This is a genomic window from Microbacterium wangyouchuni, from assembly GCF_051546305.1.
GTDB lineage: Bacteria > Actinomycetota > Actinomycetes > Actinomycetales > Microbacteriaceae > Microbacterium.
The window spans coordinates 70,742-93,357 of record NZ_JBPTMA010000004.1 but is presented as its reverse complement, the minus strand read 5'-3'; the positions used below and the strand labels follow the sequence as shown (position 1 = coordinate 93,357).

The following is a 22,616-nucleotide window of genomic DNA, read 5'->3' as shown; positions in this document are numbered from 1 at the left end:
CTGATGCCCAGACCGGAATATCCGGCTGCGTCGCCTGCTTGCATTGAGTATGAGAGCAATCGTGTACACAGGCAAGGGCGGCTCCGACACGCTCACGTTGGTCGAGCGCGACGAAGAACAGCCGGGCACCGGTGAGGTGCGCATCCGCGTCCACGTATCGGGCGTGAATCCCACCGATTGGAAGGCTCGAGCGTCCTCGGGAACACCCATGCCGTTCGAGCAGATCGTGCCCAACCAGGATGGTGCCGGCATCGCGGATGCCGTCGGTGACGGCGTCGGTGACCTGCAGGTCGGAGATCGTGTGTGGGTGTACCTTGCAGCGCACGAACGTCCGACCGGGACCGCCCAGGACGTCACGATCGTTCCCGCGTCTCGCGCTGTCCGACTTCCGGACGGGGTCGGATTCGACGTCGCTGCGAGCCTCGGCGTACCGGCGATGACTGCGCATCGCGCGCTGACCGTGCACGAGCATGGCCCATCCCGGCTCTCCCCCGGCGCGCTCGCCGATCGGACGGTTCTCGTTCAAGGTGGGGCGGGCGCTGTGGGGCATGCGGCCATCCAGCTCGCCGTCTGGGCAGGCGCAAAGGTTCTCACGACCGTCAGCAGCGACCAGAAGGAGGAGCTCGCCCGCGCGGCCGGGGCCCACCACGTATTCCGCTATCCCGACCACCGGCTGGCTGAAAGCATTCTCGAGGTCGCCCCGTCGGGCGTCGACCACATCGTTGAGGTATCACCAGCCATGAACGCCGCCGTGGATGTCGCTGTGCTGGCCAACCACGGTTCGATCGCGTTCTACGCCAACGACAAGGGCGAAACGATCACGGTCCCCATCGTCGCCAGCTTCGCAAAGAACGCCCGCTGGCAGGGATTGCTGCTGTACACGGTCGGCGAGGATGCTCTCGCCAGGGCGGTCGAAGACATCACGGCTGCGCTGGAAGCAAACGCGCTTCCCGTTGGTGCTGAGGCCGGGCTTCCGCTCACCTGGTTTTCGCTAGAAGAGACCGCCGCCGCTCACGACGCGGTGCAACAGGGAACGATCGGCAAAGTCCTCATTCGCGTCACGGAGGACGACGCCTGAGCGCAGACGTGCACGTCAACCATCGAGGCTCCGTCGGGTACCCTCGCGGCGGCGGGATGCCATCATCGGAGACCCCGGTGACTCAGCCCAGCTGTTCACCGGACAGGTGTCGTCCGAAGTTTGTGAGCGCTTCGTCCCAGCCGTCGTACACGAAGCCATCGCCGGGCTTCCCTTCGTACCCGCGCAAATGGAACACCAGCTCACTGCGGTTGAGACCCTGCGAAGTAAAGGTGAGGGTGATGACCGGTGCTGTCTCGACGGGCGCGCTTGGTTCGCCCCATGTGAAGACGAGACGGTGAATCGGCTCGACCTCGAGGAAAACGCCGCCGGTGGGGAATTTCTCGCCGGTCTCGTCATTGGTCATCGTGTACGCGTAGCGGCCACCGACGCGGACGTCGAACGAGACCGAGTCGGTGCTGACGCCGAACGGGCGCAGCCACTGGGCCAGCTCGGACTCCTCCGTCCAGGCGCGCCATACGAGTTCACGCGAGACGTCAAAAGTGCCGGTAATGGAGAGTGTTCGCCACTGCGCCTGCACGGTGCGGGTAACGAGACCCGCGCGTTCGAGCACCTTGATGTGCTGGGAGATCGCGGGTGCACTCATATCGAATGGCGCCGCAACCTCGCCGACTGTGGCGGGACCATGGGGCCGCGCGGACCAGCCTTCTATCGACGCTAGGGCTACTATCAACGATTATGGAGACCCTGGGACTCGTGATTGCCGCACTTGCTGGCCTAGCGATCGCTGCCATTGGCGTTCTCTACCTCATGCGGCCACGCATGATGGCAACAGTTTTCGGGCTACCCGCACTGCCGCACGAGGGTGCGACACCGTGGCTCCGCATCAAAGGCATTCGTGACCTCACAACCGGCGTCGTAGTTGGTGTCCTCATTCTGCTGGCACCCTCTACCGTGATCGGATGGACCCTGCTCGCATTCGCAATCATCCCAGTCGGGGACGCCGTGACCATACTGGCTGCACGCGGTGACGTCAAGGCCGCATGGCGTATACATGGAACGACAGCAGCGGTCATGATCGTCGGCGCGATCCTTCTGCTTAGCGCATGACTTCGCCTGCACGAAGCGACAGCGGCAAACAGTCGCTTTCTCGACCCCACCAGAATGCTCTCACCCCTCACGCATCCCATATTTGAGATGCGTGACCGCCGGCCCCTCAACGACCCGAATAATCTCCATTGCGATGGGCTCGTCATCGAGGCCTGAGAACAGTCGGCGTCCCTTGCCAAGGATCACCGGAATGAGGTGCGGACGCTCGCCCCACAGCGCCTCGGCGTGGTCGTAGCTGTCACGACCCATGATCATCGAGCCGGTGCGCTCGAACTCGGGACAGGATCTCGTCGGCTGTGAACTGTGCCCGATCCGCAACGTCGTGAGCGAACCATTTGTGCAGCCGACCGCCGCCGCGCCCCATCGGGAGCCCGGGATTTGCACCGATACCTGCGTATACATCTAACTACTCGACCGCGGCCGCGTCACCCTTGACGTCGGCCGCACCTGTGTCCACGGCCTCTGCAAGCGTTCTCCCGTCGTAGAGCAGCGAGGCGAGTGTCTTGGGGTCCGTTGCAATAGTCGCGTCCGCTGATGTCGCCGATACCGGTTCTACGCGCAAGGATCCGTTGTCTACCTGCGCATGAAAACGGCGCTCCTCGAGCAGCATCTCTCTGCTCAGCCGAACACCTGACGCCGCCTCCGGCCGGAACATCATGCGCTGCGAGAGGATGACCGAACTCACGCTCAACCCCCGCTCGCGGTCGAAGAAGGGCGATCGGGCGCCCCAAGCACCCAGCTGGATGATCACAGGCTCCAGCTCTGCACCCCAAGGCATCGCACCGTCTGGGTACACACCAGAGCAGACCATCGTGTACGCGGTGATCGTGTGCTTCCTCGCACCGTTCCTCCGGGTCATCCCCGTCATGACCGCGTCGATCACCGCCTCCTCCAGCTTTGTCGGCGAGAAGGAGCGCCGCACCATCGAGGGCCTGCTCTACACGCCGCTGACGTACCGGAAACTCGTGCTCGCTAAAGTGCTCGGCTCGGTGATCAAACGTACGAGATTATCGCGTACGAGCTGGGTACTTGCGGCCCAAACACCCGCTCACCAAGCACCCGCTGATCCGGCTCCGGTTCCCTACGCCTGACGTGTGCGCCGCGCTCGTTGCCTAGCGACCAGCAGTATCGCGCCCGCCGCAATCGTCAGCCCTCCGCTGAGGAGCCCAAGCTACCCAAGCGGCAGCTCTGTCCCGGTAGCCGCAAGTTGCTTGGCAGAGGTGTCATTCTTCGCAGGCTCCGGTTTGACGACCGGGGTCACCGGCACAGGCGCAGGTGTCGGCTCAGGTGTTGGTACCGGATCGGGTGTTGGCTCAGGATCCGGCACCGCGGTCACCATCAATGTCAGCGCAACGAGCGACGTCGATGCCGCGTTGTTGAGATCTCCGCCGTAGGTTGCGGTGATCGAGTGAGTACCGACCGCGAGCGAGGCGGTGGCGAGGATCGCGCTCGCCGTTGTGGCCGAGGCGCCGGCCGTTGTGGTTGCGCTACCCAGCGAGGTGCCATCGGCGAAGAACTCGACCGTGCCGGTGGGCGTCGCCCCCGTTACCTCGGCGTTGAAGGACACCTCAGTGCCGGCTTCCACCGACGCATTGGCTGCAGTCACGACCGTCGTGGTCGCCGCTACTGGTGGTTCTACTTCGACAGCCACAGGCGCTGAAATCGATGGTAAAACCCAAGCGTTGCCCTCATAGTGGGCGGTGATCTGGTGGGATCCATCGGTCAGCACCACATTAGGCAGGGTAGCTTCGCCCGTCGCAGCCACCGAAACCTCCCCGAGGTTCGTAGCACCATCGAAGAATTCGACATTGCCCGCGAAGTTCGCCGTAAACCCCGGGCGTGCAACCGTTGCAGTCAGATCAACAGGGTCTCCCGCCGTGACCGTGCCACTGCTGGCGGTCAGCACGGTGGTGGCACCTAAGAGGGTGTTGGCGGTGCCAAAATTTCCGGGGCCCGAGACATGGTAGGTAACCGTGCCCGCTTGGCCCGCGAAACCAGCGAGCACCATCGTGTACTCCACCCCAGCTTCGAGATTCACATGCCCGACGTCATCAACCTCCATAAGACAGTTACTGACGTCATTTCGGTCGAAGGCTCCTTCAAATATCACGAATCGCCCATCCGTCGGGCTTCTTAAGTCAAGGAAGGTGTACAGACCGGTCGCGCTCACGACGGCCACCGAGGCCATCGCACGACGTCCACTGTTATCCCAAGCCGCGGCTGTTGAGCAGTCGGAGCCACTGGGCCAGGCGGCGATGCTCGGGTCTTCGTTAGTGACGGTGTATTGGAATTGGAAAGAGACGGCATCCGCGTAGGCGGGAGTGCTGATGAACAGGGCACCAGCGGCGAGTGAAACGACGGCACTCGCGCTCAACAATGATCGACGCATAAGGCACGATTTTATTGTGCGTTGGGGGTGCATATTTCAACAACGCGTAACTGTGTCCGTCAGGCCATCCCGATCGAAGATACGGTGGAAGGCGAACCCGGTGAATCGTTCGAATCGCTTCTTGATCCGGACCTCCACGCCGCAGCACTGGCCTACGAGGCCAGGCTGCGTGCAGGGGAGGATGTCAAACCTGCGGATGTCGCGAGTTTGACATCGAACATTGGGTGGAAGCAATGGAGCGTTGCGGGAACAGACAACCACGAGTCCAGAAGCTAGTTGCCGCGTGTCGGCGGCGCTCGAAAACTGGTCAGTTTCGGCGCTTGAAAAGTGAACACTCAATTATTGGAGAGTGATCACTTTGGAAGATTGGGCGCTGATTCGAAGGTTGGCCGCGGAGGGCGTGCCGAAGACGAAGATCGCTGCACGTTTGGGGATCTCGCGGACCACGGTCATCAAGGCCGTGGCATCGGAATCGCCACCAGAATACGTGCGGAAAGCGGCGGTGACGTCGTTCACGCCGTTCGAGGAGCGGGTGCGGGCGTTGTTGGTCGAGACGCCGTCGATGCCGGCGACGGTGCTCGCTGAGCGGGTCGGATGGGAGGGCTCGATCCGCTGGTTCAGTGACAACGTGCGCCGGTTGCGCCCTGAGCAGCAACGCATTGATCCGGCAGACCGTCTGGTTTGGGCGGCCGGGGACGCGGCGCAGTGTGATCTCTGGTTCCCGCCGAAACGGATCCCGCTCGAGGACGGCACCGCGAAGCTGCTGCCCGTGCTGGTGATCACTCCTGCGCACTCCCGTTTCGCTCTGGGGCGGATGATCCCGACCCGCAAGACCGAGGATCTACTTCTGGGATCGTGGGAGCTGATCGAGCAACTCGGGCGGGTGCCACGGCGACTGCTCTGGGACAACGAGCCGGGCATCGGCCGCGGGAAACGCCACGCGGCCGGAGTCGAAGCGTTCATGGGCACCCTCGCGACGAAACTGATCCTTCTTCCACCACGGGACCCAGAATCCAAAGGGATCGTGGAGCGACGAAACGGCTGGTTCGAGACATCGTTCATGCCCGGGCGTTCTTTCACATCACCGGCGGACTTCAACACCCAGTTCACTGACTGGTTGGAGACCGCGAACCGGCGGGTCGTGCGCACGCTACGCGCATCGCCCACGGACCGCCTTCCCGCTGATCTGGAGGCGATGCTGCCGTTGCCACCGATCCCATTGCATCTGGGATGGCGGACCCGGATCCGCCTCGGCCGCGACTACTACGTCCGTGTCGACACAACCGACTACTCCGTTGACCCACGCGCGATCGGTCGGGTCGTCGACGTGTCCGCGGACCTGGACAGGGTCAAGGTCCGTCTGGATGGCCGGGTCATCGCGGATCATCCGCGGGTTTGGGCACGCTCGATGGTGATTACCGACCCCACCCACAAAGCAGCCGCCGCAGTACTACGGCGCGAGTTCCAGCAACCTCGCCCGATCAGTGTCGTCGATGATCTCACGCGAGACCTGGGCGATTACGACCGCGCGTTCGGGCTCGTCGAGGGAGGGCTGAACTGATGGGCGCGAAGCAGACCGAGTCGGTCAAGCAGATCACCTATCTCGCGTCCGCGTTGAAAGCACCGCGGATCACCGAGGCTGCAGGCCGCCTCGGTGATCAAGCGCGGGACGCGGGCTGGTCGTTCGAGGACTACCTCGCCGCGGTCCTGGAACGCGAAGTGTCAGCCCGCAACGCGTCCGGAGCAGAGTTGCGGATCAAAGCCGCCGGGTTCCCATCGAGGAAAACGCTTGAGGACTTCGACTGGGATCCGCAACCCACCAGCCGGCAGCAGATCGGCGCTCTCGCCTCCGGAGGGTTCCTCCTCGAAGCGAGAAACGTCGTGCTGCTCGGCCCACCGGGGACGGGGAAGACGCACCTGGCGACCGCGCTCGGGATCGTTGCGGCCAGACACGGACACCGCGTGCTGTTCGCGACGGCGACGGACTGGATCACTCGCCTGACCGACGCGCACCGACAGGGCCGGCTCCCGCAAGAGCTCGCGAGGCTCCGCCGATACGGGCTGATCATCGTCGACGAAGTCGGCTACCTCCCGTTCGAGCAAGACGCCGCGAACCTGTTCTTCCAGCTCGTGTCGTCCCGCTACGAACATGCCTCACTGATTCTGACATCGAACCTGCCATTCTCGAGCTGGGGTGGTGTGTTTGGTGACCAAGCCGTCGCCGCCGCGATGATCGACCGGATCGTTCACCACGCCGATGTTCTCACGCTCAAGGGCGCCAGCTACCGGCTCCGCGGGAGAGGCATCGACAGCCTCCCCAGCATCAGAACCACGACCAACGAGAACCCTGACTAGACTGCCCGCAACCGTTCACTTTTCGAACGCCGAAAGCGTTCAGAGTTCGAGCGCCGTCGACACCGCGTGGAATCAAGGGGTTCGTAGTGATGCCGAGTCCGAGAGCGACGCGGAAGACCCGTTGGTTGGCGCGTCGGCGGAACCAAAGAAACGACCTCGAACACGCCTCACAGACGAAGAAGTGGACGCTATACGAACAGCCCGGGCACAAGGCATCAGCGTGACGGCGCTTGCGAGACAGTTCGAGATTCACCGGGCAACGGTGTGGGCGAAGACTAAGTGAGACCACCGGGGTGTGCCTGCTTGAGCCTTCACAGCTGCCGGTACCCATCAGACGGTCACACCCTCGGTCTGGTTCCACGGATTCCTTCCTCTCGCCACCGCGGAAACACACAAAGACGATGCGAGGCATGCGGAAGCGAGGGCATCTCGGGATATTCACACGCCCGAGATGCCCTCCCGCCTCAACCCGTCAGCTGTCGCGCCGCCGGTGGTTGGTGATGGTGAGTGCTGCGCCGATGGCGAGGAGCAGCCCAGCCGCCACGGGCACACCCCAGTAGAGGTTCGCGCCCGTAGCCGGGAGTCCGCCCGGCGTGGTCGGGGTCGACGTGGGCGGGGTCGGGGTCGGCGGGGCTGGGGTCGGGGCCGGCGTGGTCGGGGTCGGAGTCGGGGCCGGGGTCGGGGTCGGGTTGACAACCACAGCGGGGGTGACATCGACCGTGTGGGTAGATGTGAGGGCACCGAGGGTAATGGTGAGAGTGTGGGGGCTCGCGGACGGGAATGACACCTGCGCGCCGTCGACCACATCGGTAGGCACGTTAGAGGTGATCACCGCGTACCCGGTCGCGTTCCCCAACGCCCCGGAGGCTCCCGTAGCGGTGACCTCGACGGTGATCGTGTCGCCCTCCGCTGCGATCGCAGGCGCGGTGACCGTGATCCCAGTTACCGCGGACGCGACGTGCACATCCAAGGTTCCCGTGACCGACGGATCACTGTCCAACACCGCGGTCAGAGTCCGCGTTGTAATCTGACCGGCCGACGAGAAATCAACAGGGAAAGAGACGTCCGTGCCAGTGATGTCCGCGCCGGTGAACGTCACCTCCCCGGTGACATCCCCGAGGGAGACCCCGTGCGCGTCGAACGCTTCCACCGTGAACGAATGCGACTCCAGCTCAGTGACCGTGGTCGGACCAGAGATCACCAGCGACGCGGCAGGGTTCGCCTCCCAGGTGGCGGTGAAGGCCCGGTCGCCGGTCGAGCCGGTAGGGATCGTCACCGACATAGTGGGTTCGGTCAGGCCGGTGCCCGTCCACCCGGTGAACGTGAACCCATCCCGTACCGGGGCAGTCAACGTGATCGGTGCAGACTCGATGGTGTAGGAGGCCGGGTTCACCGGGGTCCCCTCGACCCCACCTGCCAGATCGTAGGAGACCGTGTACTCAACCACAGCGGGGGTGACATCGACCATGTGGGTAGATGTGAGGGCACCGAGGGTAATGGTGAGAGTGTGGGGGCTCGCGGACGGGAATGACACCTGCGCGCCGTCGACCACATCGGTAGGCACGTTAGAGGTGATCACCGCGTACCCGGTCGCGTTCCCCAACGCCCCGGAGGCTCCCGTAGCGNAGCTCAGTGACCGTGGTCGGACCAGAGATCACCAGCGACGCGGCAGGGTTCGCCTCCCAGGTGGCGGTGAAGGCCCGGTCGCCGGTCGAGCCGGTAGGGATCGTCACCGACATAGTGGGTTCGGTCAGGCCGGTGCCCGTCCACCCGGTGAACGTGAACCCATCCCGTACCGGGGCAGTCAACGTGATCGGTGCAGACTCGATGGTGTAGGAGGCCGGATTCACCGGAGTCCCCTCGACCCCACCTGCCAGGTCATAGGAGACCGTGTACTCGACTACAGCCCACTGCGCGTACAGGGTCGCATCCGTGGTAAACGCATAGTCCGCGCCCTCCGCGTAGGAGGTTCCGGTGCCGTCCGCCACGGTGTTCCAGCCTGTGAAGGCGTACCCCTCCCGCGTGAACATGTTCGACGCCAGCGGGGTGGACGTGTTCGCTACCTGCGGCGCCATCACCCCAGTACCACCGTTGGCCTCGAAAGCCACCGCGTGGGTCGGGGCGACCTCCCGCAACACCGACACCGACACCGAATCACCAAAGTAGTTGGCGGTATAGACCGTGGCCCCATCCGGGGACACCGCCACCGAGTACGGGCCGTCGCCGACCGTGATCGTGTCAGTGACGGTGTTCGTGGACGTGTCGATCACCGACACCGAATCATCCCAGTAGTTGGCGGTATAGACCGTGGCCCCGTCCGGGGACACCGCCACCGAGTACGGGTCGTCGCCGACCGTGATCGTGTCAGTGACGGCATTCGTGGCGGCATCGATCACCGACACCGAATCATGAGAGTAGTTGGCGGTATAGACCGTGGCCCCGTCCGGGGACACCGCCACCGAGCGAGGGGCGGCGTCGACCGTGATCGTGTCAGTGACGGCATTCGTGACGGCATCGATCACCGACACCGAACCACCAGAGAAGTTGGCGGTATAGACCGTGGCCCCGTCCGGGGACACCACCACCGAGCGCGGGTCGACGTCGACCGTGATCGTGTCAGTGACGTCATTCGTGACGGCATCGATCACCGACACCGAATCACCAGAGGAGTTGGCGGTATAGACCGTGGCCCCGTCCGGGGACACCACCACCGAGTACGGGGCCTCACCGACCGTGATCGTGTCAGTGACGGTGTTCGTGGCGGCATCGATCACCGACACCGAATCACCAAAGGAGTTGGCGGTATAGACCGTGGCCCCGTCCGGGGACACCGCCACCGAGTACGGGTCGTCGTCGACCGTGATCGTGTCAGTGACGGTGTTCGTGGCGGCATCGATCACCGACACCGAATCATCAAAGGAGTTGGCGGTATAGACGGTGGCCCCGTCCGGGGACACCGCCACCGAGCGCGGGCCGTCGCCGACCGTGATCGTGGCTTCCGGGGTGAGGGCGGCGTGCGCCGCGACCGGCACCGTCACTATCAGGGCAGCCGCAGCAAGGAACCCAGCGGCGAGCATGGCGCCCCACCGCTGCAGTCTCGACCTGTCGCGTGTCGTCACGGCGTTCATACCTGTCTCAAACCTTCCATCGGGGCCCTGGATCGCCCCCTCACGAAGGAACGCGCCTCACACGCCTCCGACCCTATCGAAATCCCCTGTTCCTATCGAAATCCCCTGTTTCCCGCATCTTCACGGCGTCGTGCTGAGGGGTCACGGAGTCATCGCGCGCACCGCAGCGACGCGGCACTGGGGCGGAGCACCTGACCTTGAAATCCACACGGCACCACCTCCGTCAACACTGATCCTGACCCTCCGGTGCACACCCAGAAGCCCCGCAACAACGCCTCTTCTCACCGTGCACTTCATCCGCCCTCAACGCTCGATTCAATCGACCTCCCCACGCTTCTCATGTACTTACCAATATCCAAGAACGAACGGAGGCTACCGAGGTAGATGCGCTTCGACACCGATCTGCAACAGTGCCTGGCCGAGGGCCTCCCTGAGGATCGTTTCAGCGACACGTCTGGCATCCGGCACCGGTGCTTCCCACGTGCTGTCACTGGCTTCGGTGAGAAGGAGTCGGAGTGCTTCGATCCAGACGGCGATGCCGTCCGCGAGCGGGCCTGGCTGGTTAGCAGTCGGGTCAGCGAGCAGACGCACGAGGGCTCTGCCTTCCCGTTTCTCAAACAGTTGCCCGAGCGCCCCTGCGGCTCTCGTCCTCGGCGCTTCGGGTGCTCCGTCGGTCGCTTCAATGTTGGATTCAGGAGGATTTACTTCTTCGCTGAGTTGCACAACTGGCCACGTATCGGATTCCTCCACGGCGACGCCAACGAGGTGGTCGTTCACGATCATCAGGGAACGATGCATGAGCGCCGCGACAGTCTCGATGGCGAGCTCTTCTTTGCCGGTGAAGTGGTAGTAGAGGCTGCCCTGTCCGAGTTTCGCGCGTTCCAGGACCATCTTTGGGCTCGTCGCCGTGTACCCGCGTTCGGCCATGAGTTCGCGCATCGCGGCGATGAGCTTCTGTTTCGTGTCGTAGCGGGGTCTGCCCACTGGTCGTGCCATGAAACCCAGCGTACTGTGGGGTTTAACAACTACATACCTACTGGTGCTAATCCTCGTTTGCAAGACGCGTGACAGTTCCGAATGAGCCGATTCTTTGGGCAGTAATTCGGTGCCCGGGGAGCGGATGCGCACCTACTGGGCATGAAGGACGATGCGAGGAATCTGCGGCTCAGGGAGCAACGGCGGGAGGAACCCGACATGGCTCGTCTGATGGAGTGGGTGCTGAACGTCGCCGAGGCTCGCCACCGCGCCTGGCTGAACGGAGAACCAGACCCCTACGCACTGCCACCGCCCGATGCCCTCCCGCCCGTCGACTCGTCCCAATGACCCTGAGCGTCTATCAGTAGTACGCGAGAGAATCACAGCAAGCAACATCCCCGGCAAGGAGGCCAGCATGAGTATCACCACTCCCGCCACCACGATGATGGTGAAACCTCAAGACGCGCCGGTTCTACGGGCGGTGTCCTATCTGCGTGTCTCGACCCGTGAACAGGCCGAACGCGGCGGCACCGATGAAGGATTCTCGATCCCTGCCCAGCGCGAAGCGAACCTGCGTAAGGCTACCGAGTTCGGCGCACGCGTGGTGCGGGAGTTCGTCGACGCGGGCGAGTCGGCGCGCTCCGCGGATCGTGACGGGCTCCAGGAGATGCTCGCGTTCGTCACCGCGACGCGGGTGCAATTTTGCATCGTGCACAAGCTCGACCGTCTCGCCCGCAACCGCGCCGACGACATCGAGATTCACCAGGCGCTGCTTGCGGCGGGAGTGACGCTCGTGTCAGCGACCGAGAGCATCGATCAGACGCCGTCGGGGATGCTCGTGCACGGGATCATGTCTTCGATTGCGGAGTTTTACTCTCGCAACCTCGCCACCGAAGTGACCAAAGGCATGCAACAGAAACTCGCCCAGGGCGGCACCCCGATGCGTGCCCCCATCGGCTACCTCAACGTCCGCCGCATCGACGACCAGGGCCGAGAGATCCGCACCGTCGAGATCGACCCCGAACGCGCACCGCTGATCGCGTGGGCGTTTGAACGCTACGCCACCGGCGAGACCTCCGTCGCAGCACTCCTACCTGATCTGACCGCACGCGGCCTACTGACGTTGCCATCCCCGAAACGCCCCTCGAAGCCGCTCGGCAAGGCAACGTTCTACTCGCTGCTGACGAACCCGTACTACGCGGGCGCGATCCGCTACAAGGGCGCACTGCATCCCGGCGCGCACGAACCCATCGTCGAAGCTGAGCTCTTCGACACCGTGCAATCGTTGTTGAAGGCGCGCACCGCGAAGATGACTCGGCATGTGCGGCATGCAAACCACCTGAAAGGGCTCTTGCACTGCGGTACCTGCGGATCACGGATGCTGCTGGACTTCGCGACCAACCCGAGAGGCACCACCTACGCGTACTTCATTTGCTCCGGCCGCGCCGCCAAGAAGACCCCCTGCACCAGGCGCGCTGTGCCTGTGCAGGTCGCGGAACGACTTGTCGAAGCCTCCTATGACTCCGTCACGATCAGCGAGGATGACTACAGAGACCTCGCGGCACGAGTGGATGCCGCATTCGACAAGCGCAGCGCTGGACGCGATGCCGAGTTCGCGGACCTGACCGTGCACCGGGCACGCCTCGAATCCGAAAGCGACAAACTACTCGCCGCCCATTTTGCAGACGCTATCGACCTTACGACGTTGAAGCGGCACCAAGACCGCATCCGGTCGGGCCTCGCCGACATCGAGCAGCGTCCGAGCGAGCATGATGAACACCACAGCGGTGGACGAGCGTTCCTCCATGACTCCCTACGGCTACTCACCGACGCCCGGCACGCCTACGCGCACTCCGACGACGGCAACCGCAGGCTCGCGAACCAAGCGTTCTACACACGCCTCGAAATCACTGACGACGAGGAACTACGGCCACAGCTGGCCGTGCCCTTCACCACGATTACCGAAGTAGCACGAAGCAAGGAAACGAAACACGAACACGAACACGACGCAAAATGCGATGTCATGTGTTCCTGTAAGGAACTTTGGGTGGGCCCGGCCGGGATCGAACCGACGACATCCACGGTGTAAACGTGGCGCTCTACCAGCTGAGCTACAGGCCCTGGTGTCTCCATCATATCCGCCTGAAAGATGTGCGCCGACACCGATGAAGGGGGCTAGGCTGAATGAGGCGCGCGTTGTGCCGAGCCGACAAGGCTCCCCGCGTTGCTTCCCGTTTCCTTGGCAAGACCTGCCAGCTTGACGAAAGGCTCCACGTGACCGTTCACGACCAGGATCCGTACTCCCAAGGCCCCCTTGACAGCGATCCGGAGGAAACCGGCGAGTGGAATCAGTCCCTCGACGAGCTCGTTGATGTAAAGGGTCCCGGCCGCGGCCGCGAGATCATGCTCAGCATGCTCAAGCGCTCCAAGGAGCTGCACCTAAACGTCCCGATGGTTCCGACCACGGACTACATCAACACCATCGCTTCAGAGAATGAACCCGACTTCCCGGGTGACGAAGAACTCGAGCGCCGCTACCGCCACTGGATCCGGTGGAACGCCGCCGTCACGGTGCACCGCGCACAGCGCCCCGGCATCGGTGTCGGTGGCCACATCTCGACCTATGCTTCAGCAGCTTCGCTGTACGAGGTCGGTCACAACCACTTCTTCCGTGGGCAGGATCACTCCTCCGGCGGAGACCAGATCTTCTACCAGGGACATGCCTCCCCCGGCATGTACGCCCGTAGTTTCCTTGAGGGTCGCCTCAGCGAACAGCAGCTCGATGCGTTCCGCCAGGAGAAGTCCGGCGCCCCGAACGGCATCCCCTCCTACCCGCACCCGCGCATGATGCCGGAGTTCTGGCAGTTCCCCACGGTCTCGATGGGACTCGGCCCGATCAACGCCATCTACCAGGCGATGGCGAACAAGTACCTCGAGAACCGCGGCATCAAGGACGTCGGGGACTCGCACGTCTGGGCATTCCTCGGCGATGGCGAGATGGATGAGGTCGAATCTCGCGGCCAGCTCCAGGTCGCAGCGAACGAGGGCCTCGACAACCTCACCTTCGTGATCAACTGCAACCTGCAGCGCCTTGATGGTCCGGTGCGCGGTAACGGCAAGATCATCCAGGAACTGGAGTCGTATTTCCGCGGCGCCGGCTGGAACGTCATCAAGGTCGTCTGGGGTCGCGAATGGGATGACCTCCTCGACCGCGACACCGACGGCGCACTGCTGAACCTCATGAACGTCACCCCCGACGGTGACTACCAGACCTACAAGGCCGAGAGCGGCGCATTCGTGCGCGAGAACTTCTTCGGCCGCGATGAGCGTGCCGCAGCTCTGGTCAAGGACTACACCGACGACCAGATCTGGAAGCTGCGCCGCGGCGGACACGACTACCGCAAGGTATATGCCGCTTACAAGGCCGCGATGGAGCACAAGGGCCAGCCGACCGTCATCCTCGCGAAGACGGTCAAGGGCTACGGCCTCGGCCCGCACTTCGAGGGTCGTAACGCGACGCACCAGATGAAGAAGATGACGCTGGAAGATTTGAAGCTCTTCCGCGACACCATGCAGATTCCGATCACGGATGCTCAGCTCGAAGAAGACCCGTACCGTCCCCCCTACTACCACCCGGGCGCCCAGGACGAGACGATCCAGTACATGCTGGACCGCCGCGGCGACCTCGGCGGTTTCCTCCCCGAGCGGCGCAGCACGCATGTCGATCTGACTCTGCCCGAGGACAAGGATTATGCCTTCCCCAAGAAGGGCTCGGGCAACCAGGAAGTCGCCACGACCATGGCGTTCGTCCGCATGCTCAAGGACCTCATGCGGGTGAAGGGCTTCGGCGAGCGGATCGTTCCGATCATTCCGGACGAGGCCCGCACCTTCGGTATGGACGCGTACTTCCCGACGGCGAAGATCTACAACCCGAACGGACAGAACTACACTGCCGTTGACCGCGAGCTGCTCCTGGCCTACAAGGAGAGCCCGCAGGGTCAGATCATGCACGTCGGCATCAACGAAGCCGGCGCCACCGCAGCGTTCACCGCAACCGGTACGTCCTACTCGACACACGGCGAGCCGCTGATTCCGATCTACATCTTCTACTCGATGTTCGGCTACCAGCGCACCGGCGACGCCTTCTGGGCTGCTGCTGACCAGATGACTCGTGGCTTCGTCATCGGTGCAACCGCAGGTCGCACAACGCTGACCGGTGAGGGCACCCAGCACGCTGACGGCCACTCGCCGCTGCTGGCCTCCACCAACCCGTCGACGCTGACCTACGATCCGGCCTACGGCTACGAGGTTTCACACATCGTCCAGGCCGGCATCGAGCGCATGTACGGCGGCGAGCACCCCGACCCGAACGTCATGTACTACCTCACGGTCTACAACGAGCCGCTGAAGCAGCCCGCTGAGCCGGAGAACGTCGACGTCGAGGGCATCCTCAAGGGCATCCACCGTGTCGCCGAAGGTGACGGCGACGGACCCCGCGTGCAGCTGCTCGCATCCGGCGTCGGTGTGCCGTGGGCTCTCGAAGCTCAGGGACTGCTCAAGCAGGACTGGGGCATTGTCGCCGATGTCTGGTCGGTCACCAGCTGGAACGAGCTGCGTCGCGACGGACTCGCCGCCGACGAGCACAACTTCCTGCACCCCGAGGCAGAGCCCCAGGTGGCCTACCTCACGCAGAAGCTGCAGCACGCGGAAGGCCCGTTCATCGCAACGAGCGACTTCATGCACGCGGTTCAGGATCAGATCCGTCAGTGGATTCCCGGCAGCTACTACACGCTGGGTGCAGACGGGTTCGGTTTCGCTGACACCCGCGCGGCTGCCCGTCGCTTCTTCAAGATCGACGGCCCCTCGATGGTGGTTCGCGCTTTGCAGAGCCTCGCGGACAAGGGCCAGATCGACCGTTCGCTGATCGCACAGGCGATCACAAAGTACGACCTGCACAACGTCAACGCCGGCACGAGCGGAAACGCCGGCGGAGATAGCTGAGCCGGGTGTGACCGGATCGTCTCCCACGTCGATGGACAAGGCCGCGACGCTCGCCTGGCTCCGCCGGATCTCCGGTGATTTGGCCACAGCGACCATCCAGCGCCTTGAAGACACGCTGCCCTGGTACGCCGATATGCCACCAGCCCGCCGCTCTGCGGTCGGGCTGGTGGCCCAGGCAGGCATCACGTCGTTCATCCAGTGGTTCGACGATCCGACATCCACCCCCTGGATCGCAGCTGACATCTTCGCTGCAGCTCCCCGCGAGTTGCTGCGCAGCGTCAGCCTCACCCAGACGCTGCAGCTGATCCGCGTCACGGTGGAGATCACCGAGGAACGCATCGCCGGCAAGGGCGAGATGCTGCGCGAGGGAATCCTGCTGTACTCCCGCGACGTCGCTTTCGCCGCAGCCGATGTGTACGCACGCGCGGCTGAGGCTCGCGGCCTGTGGGATGCACGGCTCGAAGCCCTCGTCGTCGACTCGATCCTCACCGGCGAAGCCGACGAGGAACTCCCCAGCCGAATCGCCGCCCTCGGCTGGCACGGTCACGGTGAGGTCTGCGTTCTCGTCGGTGCAACTCCCCCGCAGTTCGACGTGGATTACGTTCGACGCACGGCGCGCAAGCTTTCCGTCGACGTGCTCATCGGTGTGCAGGGTTCGCGCCTCGTGCTTGTGCTCGGCCGTGCGCGTGTCGCGGGCCGGGAAGAAGAAGACGACGATCTTTCGTTCGCGGAGATCGCAACGCGCCTGGAGCCGACGTTTGGGAACGGTTACGTCGTTCTCGGCCCACCCGTGGCAGCCCTCGTGGATGCTGGTCAGAGCGCCCGCGCGGCCCTTGCCGGCTTCGCCGTCGCTCGCGCCTGGCGCACCGCTCCGCGCCCGGTAGAAGCGGATGATCTGCTTCCCGAACGTGCGCTGGCTGGTGATCCGCTTGCGAAGCAGACGCTCATCGAGCGGATCTATCGCCCCCTGCAGGCGCACTCCACCGATCTGGTCACGACGCTGTGGAGCTATCTCGACAACGGCCGCTCGCTCGAAGCCACGGCGCGCGAGTTGTTTATCCACCCCAACACTGTCCGGTACCGCCTCAAGCGCGTCAGCGAGGTCATCGGTTGGGATGCTACCGGCCCTCGTGAGGCCCTGATCCTGCAGACGGCGCTGATTCTTGGCTCGATCGGTACGGCGGAATCGGTGCGCCGCCGCTCCGCTCCCCGTCGCGCACGGTAACAGCCCTTCAACGAGTGTTCGACACACACAAACGATTCGCACAATCTTGTGATGGATCATCCACCGTTTTTGCCTGATCGTTGGCAGACTGGGTGAGTGATTGTCGTCGCTTGCCCCGGACAGGGCTCCCAGACCCCCGGTTTCCTCGCCCCCTGGCTCGAGCTGGACGGCGTCGCCGACAGCCTCGCCGCCTACTCGGAGGCCGCTCAAGTCGACCTGATCCGCCACGGCACAGAATCGGACGCCGACACGATCCGCGACACGCGCATTGCGCAGCCACTGATCGTCGCTGCCTCACTGATCGCCGCACAGGCTCTCGTCGGGCGCGCGGGGCGCACCCCGGACGGCGTGGCGGGCCACTCGGTCGGAGAGCTTGCCGCTCTGGTCGGCTCGGCAGTCATCTCCGCAGAACACGCTATGCGTCTGGTCGGGGTGCGCGGGCGCGCGATGGCGGATGCCGCGGCACAGACTCCGACCGGCATGAGCGCGGTCATCGGCGGCGATGAGCAGACAGTGCTCGCGCGCCTCACTGAACTCGGGCTGTCGCCGGCGAACTACAACGGTGGCGGTCAGATCGTCGTGGCAGGAAGCCTGCCGGCACTCGCAGAACTCGCTGAGGCACCGGTCAAGGGCACCCGCGTGATCCCGCTCCAGGTCGCCGGTGCCTTCCACACCGATTACATGGCTCCGGCCGTTGCGGCGCTGCGCTCCGCCGTCGCAGCAGTCGTTCCGAGTGACCCGCAGATCAAGCTGTGGACGAACCGCGACGGGTCGATCGTCACCTCGGGCGCAAGCGCACTCGAACTCATCGTCAACCAGGTGTCCTCGCCGGTGCGCTGGGATCTGTGCATGTCGTCGTTTGCCGACAACGGCATCACCGGGCTGATCGAACTGGCTCCGGCCGGCGCCCTCACCGGACTCGCCAAGCGCGGGCTGCGCGGCACGCCCACCGTCGCTGTCAAGACCCCCGAAGACCTCGACGCAGCAGCTGAGCTGCTGAATGGAGCAGCCGCATGACCGTCACGCTGAAGCAGACGACAGGCCCGCAGTACACCCGCATCCTCGCTTACGGTGCGGCGCGGGGTGAGAACGCGGTGCCGAACGAAGACCTGATCGGGCCGATCGACTCCAGCGATGAATGGATCCGTCAACGTACGGGCATCATCACCCGCGCACGAGCGGTACCGGAAACCGACGCGATCGACCTCGCAACCACCGCTGCCAAGGAGGCCATCGAGCGCTCGGGCATCGATCCGGCGAAGATCGACCTCGTCATCGTGGCGACGATCAGCAACCCGAAGCAGACGCCTTCGGCCGCAGCGATCGTCGCTGACCGTGTCGGGGCGAACCCTGCCGCGGCGTATGACTCCAACGCCGCCTGCGCCGGCTACGCGTACGGCATCGCTCAGGCGGATGCACTGATCCGCGCGGGAGCCGCGCACTACGCGCTCGTGATCGGCACGGAGAAGCTCTCCGACGTCGTCGACCCCGCTGACCGCAGCATCTCGTTCCTGCTCGGCGATGGTGCTGGTGCGGCCGTTGTCGGCCCCAGTGACACTCCCGGAATCGCGCCCGTCGTGTGGGGTTCCGACGGCTCGAAGTCTGACGCGGTCGGCATGAACCACACGCTCACCGCGTTCCGCGATGGTCAGGCTCCCTGGCCGACGCTGCGCCAAGAAGGTCCCACCGTCTTCCGCTGGGCGGTGTGGGACATGGCGAAGGTCGCCCGGAAGGCACTTGAGGCCGCTGGCATCGAGGCATCCGACCTCGCCGCCTTTATTCCGCACCAGGCCAACATGCGCATCATCGACGAATTCGCAAAGCAGCTCAAGCTGCCCGAGACCACGGTTATCGCCCGCGATATCGAGACCACCGGCAACACATCGGCCGCGTCCATCCCGCTGGCCAGCCACCGTCTGATGAGTGAGCATCCGGAACTTTCCGGCGGCCTCGCACTGCAGATCGGCTTCGGCGCGGGCCTAGTTTTTGCCGCACAGGTCGTCGTCCTCCCCTGATCCGCCTCATCCGTTGCCTAAACTATTCAACGGTTCCGATTACAACCCGCAAGAAAGAGGAAAACCACATGGCTTTCACCAACGATGAGGTTCTCGCAGGCCTCGCCGAGCTCGTCACCGATGAGACCGGCATCGATAGCTCCGAGGTCGCACTCGAGAAGTCCTTCACGGACGACCTCGACATCGACTCGATTTCGATGATGACGATCGTCGTCAACGCCGAGGAGAAGTTCGGTGTCACCATCCCCGACGACGAGGTCAAGAACCTCAAGACCGTCGCTGACGCCGTCAACTTCATCGTCGCCGGCCAGGAGTAATACCTGATGGATGCCACACCCGCTGTCCGCGGGGCGTGGCATCCTCTGCCTTCCCACACTCGAGTACTCCGTCCGACAAGGAACCTCACGCAATGACCAAGCGCATCGTCGTCACCGGTATCGGCGCCAGCTCCGCCATCGGCGGCACGGCCCCCGAGAACTGGACCAATCTGCTTGCTGGAATGGCCGGTGGACGGGCCCTCGAGCATGACTGGGTCGCCGAGTACGACCTGCCCGTCACTTTCGCTGCTGAGGCGATGGTGCGACCAGAGACCGTACTCGCTCGCCCGATGGCCAAGCGCCTTGATCCGTCATCGCAGTTCGCGCTGGTCGCCGCGATGGAGGCTTGGGAAGATGCCGGCACGCCGGATGTTGACCCGGAGCGCCTGGGCGTCGACTTCGCCACCGGCATCGGCGGCATCTGGACCCTTTTGGATGCCTGGGACACCCTGCGCGAAAAGGGTCCGCGTCGGGTCATGCCCATGACCGTTCCGATGCTGATGCCGAATGCGGCCGCTGGCAACCTGTCACTGCACTTCCAGGCACGGGCGTTCGCTCGCACCGGAGCCTCCGCCTGCGCTTCCAGCACAGAATCACTGGTCAACGCCTACGAGCATCTGCAGGCCGGTTACGCCGACATCGTGATCGCCGGTGGCACGGAATCTGCCGTGCATCCGATCACCATCGCTTCGTTCTCCTCAATGCAGGCGCTCTCGCGCCGCAACGATGACCCCGCCGGCGCATCGCGCCCCTACTCCATCGACCGCGATGGTTTCGTCATGGGCGAGGGAGCCGGTGTGCTGATCCTCGAAACCGAGGAGCATGCCAAGGCACGCGGCGCCAAGATCTACGCCGAGATCGTCGGCGGCGGTGTCACCGCTGATTCGTACCACATCACCGCGAACGACCCCGAGGGACGCGGTGCGGAACGCGCTGTGCGCCAGGCGCTCGAGATGGCCGGTCGCACGCCGGATCAGATCACCCACATCAACGCGCACGCGACGTCAACGCCGGTCGGCGACCCGAACGAGTACACCGCCCTGCGAAGCATCATGGGCGATCGAGTCCATGACGTTCCCGTTTCAGCGACCAAGGCATCCACAGGCCACCTCCTCGGCGGCACCGGTGCGCTTGAGGCGATCTTCACCGTTCTCGCCATCCGGGACCGTCTGGCACCCCCGACCATCAACATCACCACGCAGGATCCTGCGATCCCGCTGCTGGTCTCCGGCGACGCCCAGCCGCTGGGCGATGGCCCACAGCTCGCGATCAGCAACTCCTTCGGCTTCGGCGGGCACAATGCCGTCGCAGCATTCGCCGACTACGACGGCTGACCGGTAGCGCCTGATCTCATGATGAAGGCCTCGACCCCGATTCTTTCGGGGCGAGGCCTTCATCGTGCGGGGCGGGATTCGATTTCTCAGCTTCCGGGATCGCTCACCGGTTTCCGATACTGACGCCTCCCGGCACCCGGGTCATTGTGGTCGTCGAGCCTTCTCAGCCGACCTTGTGCAGCCAGACGACGCTCGCGTCATCGCTGGCGTGCCGGAACGGTTCGAGTTCTTCATCCCAAGCCGAACCCAAGGCAACGTCGAGTTCGCGCTGCAGCTCGACGGCGCTGCCGGCCGCGATCTCCATCGCGTAGCGGATGCGGTCCTCACCGACGACGATGTTGCCGGCGGTGTCGGTCTGGGCGTAATGGATGCCGAGATCAGGGGTGTGCAGCCAGCGGCCGCCTTCGCTGCGAGGCGTCGGGTCTTCACTGACCTCGAACCGCAGATGCTCCCACCCGCGAATGGCTGTCGCGAGAGCCGCACCCGTGCCGGCCGGACCATCCCAATAGAACTCGGCGCGGCGGGCGCCATCGAGGACTGGCTGATCAGCCCAGTCAAAGTTGACTGCACGACCAATAGCGCGTCCCACCGCCCATTCCAGGTGCGGGCAGAGCGCGCGAGGTGCAGAGTGGATGTACACCACTCCGCGTGCGTATGCCGTCGCCATGATCTCTCCGTTTCATCAGGTGCGTCTTCCCCAACGACCTAAACCAACGAAGCGTGGCGCGTGTATGCGGTTATATGGCGATTATCGCCCAGTCTGTGTGAAATCACAAGCGTGTGATTACACGGGAAGCCCCGGTCGTGAGACCAGGGCTTCCCGATGTCAAGCTGAGGGTCAGGCCTCGCTCATGGCGAGCTTGGCCTGCTGCCCCTTGGCTGCGTAATAGGCAGCACGTGCGGCATCCCGGCGAGCCTGTTCTGCGTAGCCCTGCTCGAGCACATCCTGCGCGACCTCGACCTGCTCGTGCTGGTCGGTGCCGTTGTACTTCTCGATGTAAGCATCCAGCTCGGGGCCTGACGTCCACGACGTGATCAGGCAGTAGCGCGGCTGGTCACCGTTGTGCGTCGTAGCGTGCCACAGGCGCTGGGTGTCGACGATCAGCTGCGCGCCGGCGGGAAGCGCGATGCGGTACTCGATGCTCGGGTCGGTGCGGTTCTCACGCAGGACGAAGTAGCTGTCCTTGTCGTCGGTGAGGTTGAAGAACCCGCGAACCACCCAGCCGGTACCGTCGGGGTTGAGACGATTGTTGTCGTCCTGGTGAAGGTTGTAGAGGCATTCGCCATAGGGGGTCGGCTGCAGCTCGATCACGCGGCAACGACCGACGTTCGCGCCCGGTTCCTGAGCACGTGCGGTCAGGGTCGGCGCAATCGCGGTCTGCGAGTCGATCCACACCCCGTCCTTGTCAGTGCGCGGCGGCTTGTGGTTCCAAAAGCCGTTGCACTCGATCTCGCCCTTGGCGCTCGCGAGTGGCGCGAAGCGCGTGTCTCCCGAAGACTTCCAGTCGTTGTACTCGATATCGAGCCACTCCTTCGGGTCCATCTCCTTGTCGTACTTGTCAAGAATGACGAAACCCTTGTCTTCGAGGGCTGCGGATTTGATGTATCCCATGATCTGAGTCATGTCCTTTCATCTGGGGCCAGCACGTTTTAACAGGCCCTGATAAGGCAAGCCTAACAGCGCGCCCTGAACACCTTCGAGAGCGCGGCCGGGAAAAATCCGAGGCCGCT

The 22,616-nt window shown here is 64.1% G+C and carries 22 protein-coding genes, 1 tRNA gene and 1 pseudogene; 13 read left to right on the top strand and 11 right to left on the bottom strand.

The features are described from left to right. Nucleotides 1–49 precede the first annotated feature (49 nt). Nucleotides 50–1,078 carry an NADPH:quinone reductase gene (locus tag ACSS7Z_RS09605; protein WP_438254847.1) on the top strand — a complete coding sequence of 343 codons (1,029 nt, stop codon included), beginning with the start codon at nt 50–52 and terminating at the stop codon, nt 1,076–1,078. An 82-nt stretch (nt 1,079–1,160) separates the two neighbouring features. Here the strand turns inward: ACSS7Z_RS09605 and ACSS7Z_RS09600 are convergent, their stop codons facing one another. Next, nucleotides 1,161–1,682: an SRPBCC domain-containing protein gene (locus tag ACSS7Z_RS09600; RefSeq protein ID WP_438254404.1), complete on the bottom strand. Its 522-nt coding sequence runs from the start codon at nt 1,680–1,682 to the stop codon at nt 1,161–1,163. A gap of 92 nt (nt 1,683–1,774) precedes the next feature. Here ACSS7Z_RS09600 and ACSS7Z_RS09595 point away from each other — a divergent pair, with 92 nt between their 5' ends. After that, nucleotides 1,775–2,146 (top strand): DUF4267 domain-containing protein, encoded by a 372-nt coding sequence (locus tag ACSS7Z_RS09595; protein ID WP_438254403.1) that lies wholly within the window; start codon nt 1,775–1,777, stop codon nt 2,144–2,146. A 60-nt stretch (nt 2,147–2,206) separates the two neighbouring features. On the opposite strand, the gene ACSS7Z_RS09590 is transcribed toward ACSS7Z_RS09595, so the two are convergent. After that, nucleotides 2,207–2,401: a dihydrofolate reductase family protein gene (locus tag ACSS7Z_RS09590; protein ID WP_438254401.1), complete on the bottom strand. Its 195-nt coding sequence runs from the start codon at nt 2,399–2,401 to the stop codon at nt 2,207–2,209. Nucleotides 2,402–2,552: 151 nt separating this feature from the next. Next, nucleotides 2,553–2,897 carry an alkyl sulfatase C-terminal domain-containing protein gene (locus ACSS7Z_RS09585; RefSeq protein ID WP_438254400.1) on the bottom strand — a complete coding sequence of 115 codons (345 nt, stop codon included), beginning with the start codon at nt 2,895–2,897 and terminating at the stop codon, nt 2,553–2,555. Between ACSS7Z_RS09585 and ACSS7Z_RS09580 the strand changes: the two genes are divergently transcribed. Further along, nucleotides 2,890–3,237, top strand: coding sequence for an ABC transporter permease subunit (locus tag ACSS7Z_RS09580; RefSeq protein ID WP_438254399.1), 348 nt, complete (start codon nt 2,890–2,892; stop codon nt 3,235–3,237). The genes ACSS7Z_RS09585 and ACSS7Z_RS09580 overlap by 8 nt on opposite strands. 80 nt (nt 3,238–3,317) lie before the next feature. On the opposite strand, the gene ACSS7Z_RS09575 is transcribed toward ACSS7Z_RS09580, so the two are convergent. Continuing rightward, on the bottom strand, nt 3,318–4,535 hold the full coding sequence (locus ACSS7Z_RS09575) for an Ig-like domain-containing protein (protein WP_438254397.1): 1,218 nt from the start codon (nt 4,533–4,535) through the stop codon (nt 3,318–3,320). Nucleotides 4,536–4,884: 349 nt separating this feature from the next. Between ACSS7Z_RS09575 and istA the strand changes: the two genes are divergently transcribed. Then, nucleotides 4,885–6,096: an IS21 family transposase gene (gene istA, locus ACSS7Z_RS09570; RefSeq protein ID WP_438254396.1), complete on the top strand. Its 1,212-nt coding sequence runs from the start codon at nt 4,885–4,887 to the stop codon at nt 6,094–6,096. Further along, the gene (gene istB / locus ACSS7Z_RS09565) at nt 6,096–6,890 is read left to right on the top strand and encodes an IS21-like element helper ATPase IstB (RefSeq protein WP_438254395.1); all 795 of its coding nucleotides are present in this window, start codon (nt 6,096–6,098) and stop codon (nt 6,888–6,890) included. The genes istA and istB overlap by 1 nt, the downstream gene beginning before the upstream one ends. Nucleotides 6,891–7,362: 472 nt before the next feature. Here the strand turns inward: istB and ACSS7Z_RS09560 are convergent, their stop codons facing one another. From ACSS7Z_RS09560 to ACSS7Z_RS09550, 3 genes are all read right to left on the bottom strand, one after another. After that, nucleotides 7,363–8,469, bottom strand: coding sequence for an LAVTG motif-containing sortase-dependent surface protein (locus tag ACSS7Z_RS09560; RefSeq protein WP_438254393.1), 1,107 nt, complete (start codon nt 8,467–8,469; stop codon nt 7,363–7,365). Beyond that, nucleotides 8,456–9,967 carry a beta-propeller fold lactonase family protein gene (locus ACSS7Z_RS09555; protein WP_438254846.1) on the bottom strand — a complete coding sequence of 504 codons (1,512 nt, stop codon included), beginning with the start codon at nt 9,965–9,967 and terminating at the stop codon, nt 8,456–8,458. The genes ACSS7Z_RS09560 and ACSS7Z_RS09555 overlap by 14 nt, the downstream gene beginning before the upstream one ends. 423 nt (nt 9,968–10,390) lie before the next feature. Continuing rightward, a complete protein-coding gene (locus ACSS7Z_RS09550; RefSeq protein WP_438254392.1) occupies nt 10,391–11,014 on the bottom strand; it encodes a TetR family transcriptional regulator in 624 nt (207 codons plus the stop codon). A 198-nt stretch (nt 11,015–11,212) separates the two neighbouring features. Here ACSS7Z_RS09550 and ACSS7Z_RS09545 point away from each other — a divergent pair, with 198 nt between their 5' ends. Both ACSS7Z_RS09545 and ACSS7Z_RS09540 read left to right on the top strand, forming a co-directional pair. Beyond that, on the top strand, nt 11,213–11,341 hold the full coding sequence (locus ACSS7Z_RS09545; RefSeq protein ID WP_438254391.1) for a hypothetical protein: 129 nt from the start codon (nt 11,213–11,215) through the stop codon (nt 11,339–11,341). After that, a pseudogene (locus ACSS7Z_RS09540) lies at nt 11,310–12,494 on the top strand (recombinase family protein); the annotation flags it as partial. The gene ACSS7Z_RS09545 and the pseudogene ACSS7Z_RS09540, both read left to right, overlap by 32 nt. 162 nt (nt 12,495–12,656) lie before the next feature. On the opposite strand, the gene ACSS7Z_RS09535 reads toward ACSS7Z_RS09540, so the two are convergent. Both ACSS7Z_RS09535 and ACSS7Z_RS09530 read right to left on the bottom strand, forming a co-directional pair. Further along, nucleotides 12,657–12,800, bottom strand: a complete 144-nt coding sequence (locus tag ACSS7Z_RS09535) for a hypothetical protein (RefSeq protein ID WP_438254390.1) — start codon at nt 12,798–12,800, stop codon at nt 12,657–12,659. A gap of 241 nt (nt 12,801–13,041) precedes the next feature. Then, a tRNA-Val gene (locus tag ACSS7Z_RS09530) sits at nt 13,042–13,114 on the bottom strand. 153 nt (nt 13,115–13,267) lie between these two features. Between ACSS7Z_RS09530 and aceE the strand changes: the two genes are divergently transcribed. From aceE to ACSS7Z_RS09500, 6 genes are all read left to right on the top strand, one after another. Further along, the gene (gene aceE, locus ACSS7Z_RS09525; RefSeq protein WP_438254389.1) at nt 13,268–15,994 is read left to right on the top strand and encodes a pyruvate dehydrogenase (acetyl-transferring), homodimeric type; all 2,727 of its coding nucleotides are present in this window, start codon (nt 13,268–13,270) and stop codon (nt 15,992–15,994) included. A gap of 31 nt (nt 15,995–16,025) precedes the next feature. Then, nucleotides 16,026–17,219: a PucR family transcriptional regulator gene (locus ACSS7Z_RS09520; RefSeq protein ID WP_438254845.1), complete on the top strand. Its 1,194-nt coding sequence runs from the start codon at nt 16,026–16,028 to the stop codon at nt 17,217–17,219. Nucleotides 17,220–17,315: 96 nt separating this feature from the next. Next, entirely contained in the window at nt 17,316–18,236 is a 921-nt protein-coding gene (locus ACSS7Z_RS09515; protein WP_438254388.1) for an ACP S-malonyltransferase, read from the top strand. Beyond that, nucleotides 18,233–19,234 carry a beta-ketoacyl-ACP synthase III gene (locus ACSS7Z_RS09510; protein ID WP_438254386.1) on the top strand — a complete coding sequence of 334 codons (1,002 nt, stop codon included), beginning with the start codon at nt 18,233–18,235 and terminating at the stop codon, nt 19,232–19,234. The genes ACSS7Z_RS09515 and ACSS7Z_RS09510 overlap by 4 nt, the downstream gene beginning before the upstream one ends. A gap of 68 nt (nt 19,235–19,302) precedes the next feature. After that, nucleotides 19,303–19,551: an acyl carrier protein gene (locus tag ACSS7Z_RS09505; RefSeq protein ID WP_147038765.1), complete on the top strand. Its 249-nt coding sequence runs from the start codon at nt 19,303–19,305 to the stop codon at nt 19,549–19,551. A 92-nt stretch (nt 19,552–19,643) separates the two neighbouring features. After that, nucleotides 19,644–20,885: a beta-ketoacyl-[acyl-carrier-protein] synthase family protein gene (locus ACSS7Z_RS09500; RefSeq protein ID WP_438254385.1), complete on the top strand. Its 1,242-nt coding sequence runs from the start codon at nt 19,644–19,646 to the stop codon at nt 20,883–20,885. A gap of 163 nt (nt 20,886–21,048) precedes the next feature. On the opposite strand, the gene ACSS7Z_RS09495 is transcribed toward ACSS7Z_RS09500, so the two are convergent. Both ACSS7Z_RS09495 and ACSS7Z_RS09490 read right to left on the bottom strand, forming a co-directional pair. Beyond that, nucleotides 21,049–21,552 carry a DUF3145 domain-containing protein gene (locus ACSS7Z_RS09495; RefSeq protein ID WP_438254384.1) on the bottom strand — a complete coding sequence of 168 codons (504 nt, stop codon included), beginning with the start codon at nt 21,550–21,552 and terminating at the stop codon, nt 21,049–21,051. 171 nt (nt 21,553–21,723) lie between these two features. Beyond that, complete coding sequence (locus ACSS7Z_RS09490) at nt 21,724–22,497, bottom strand: hypothetical protein (protein ID WP_438254843.1); 774 nt, start codon at nt 22,495–22,497, stop codon at nt 21,724–21,726. Nucleotides 22,498–22,616: the final 119 nt, after the last annotated feature.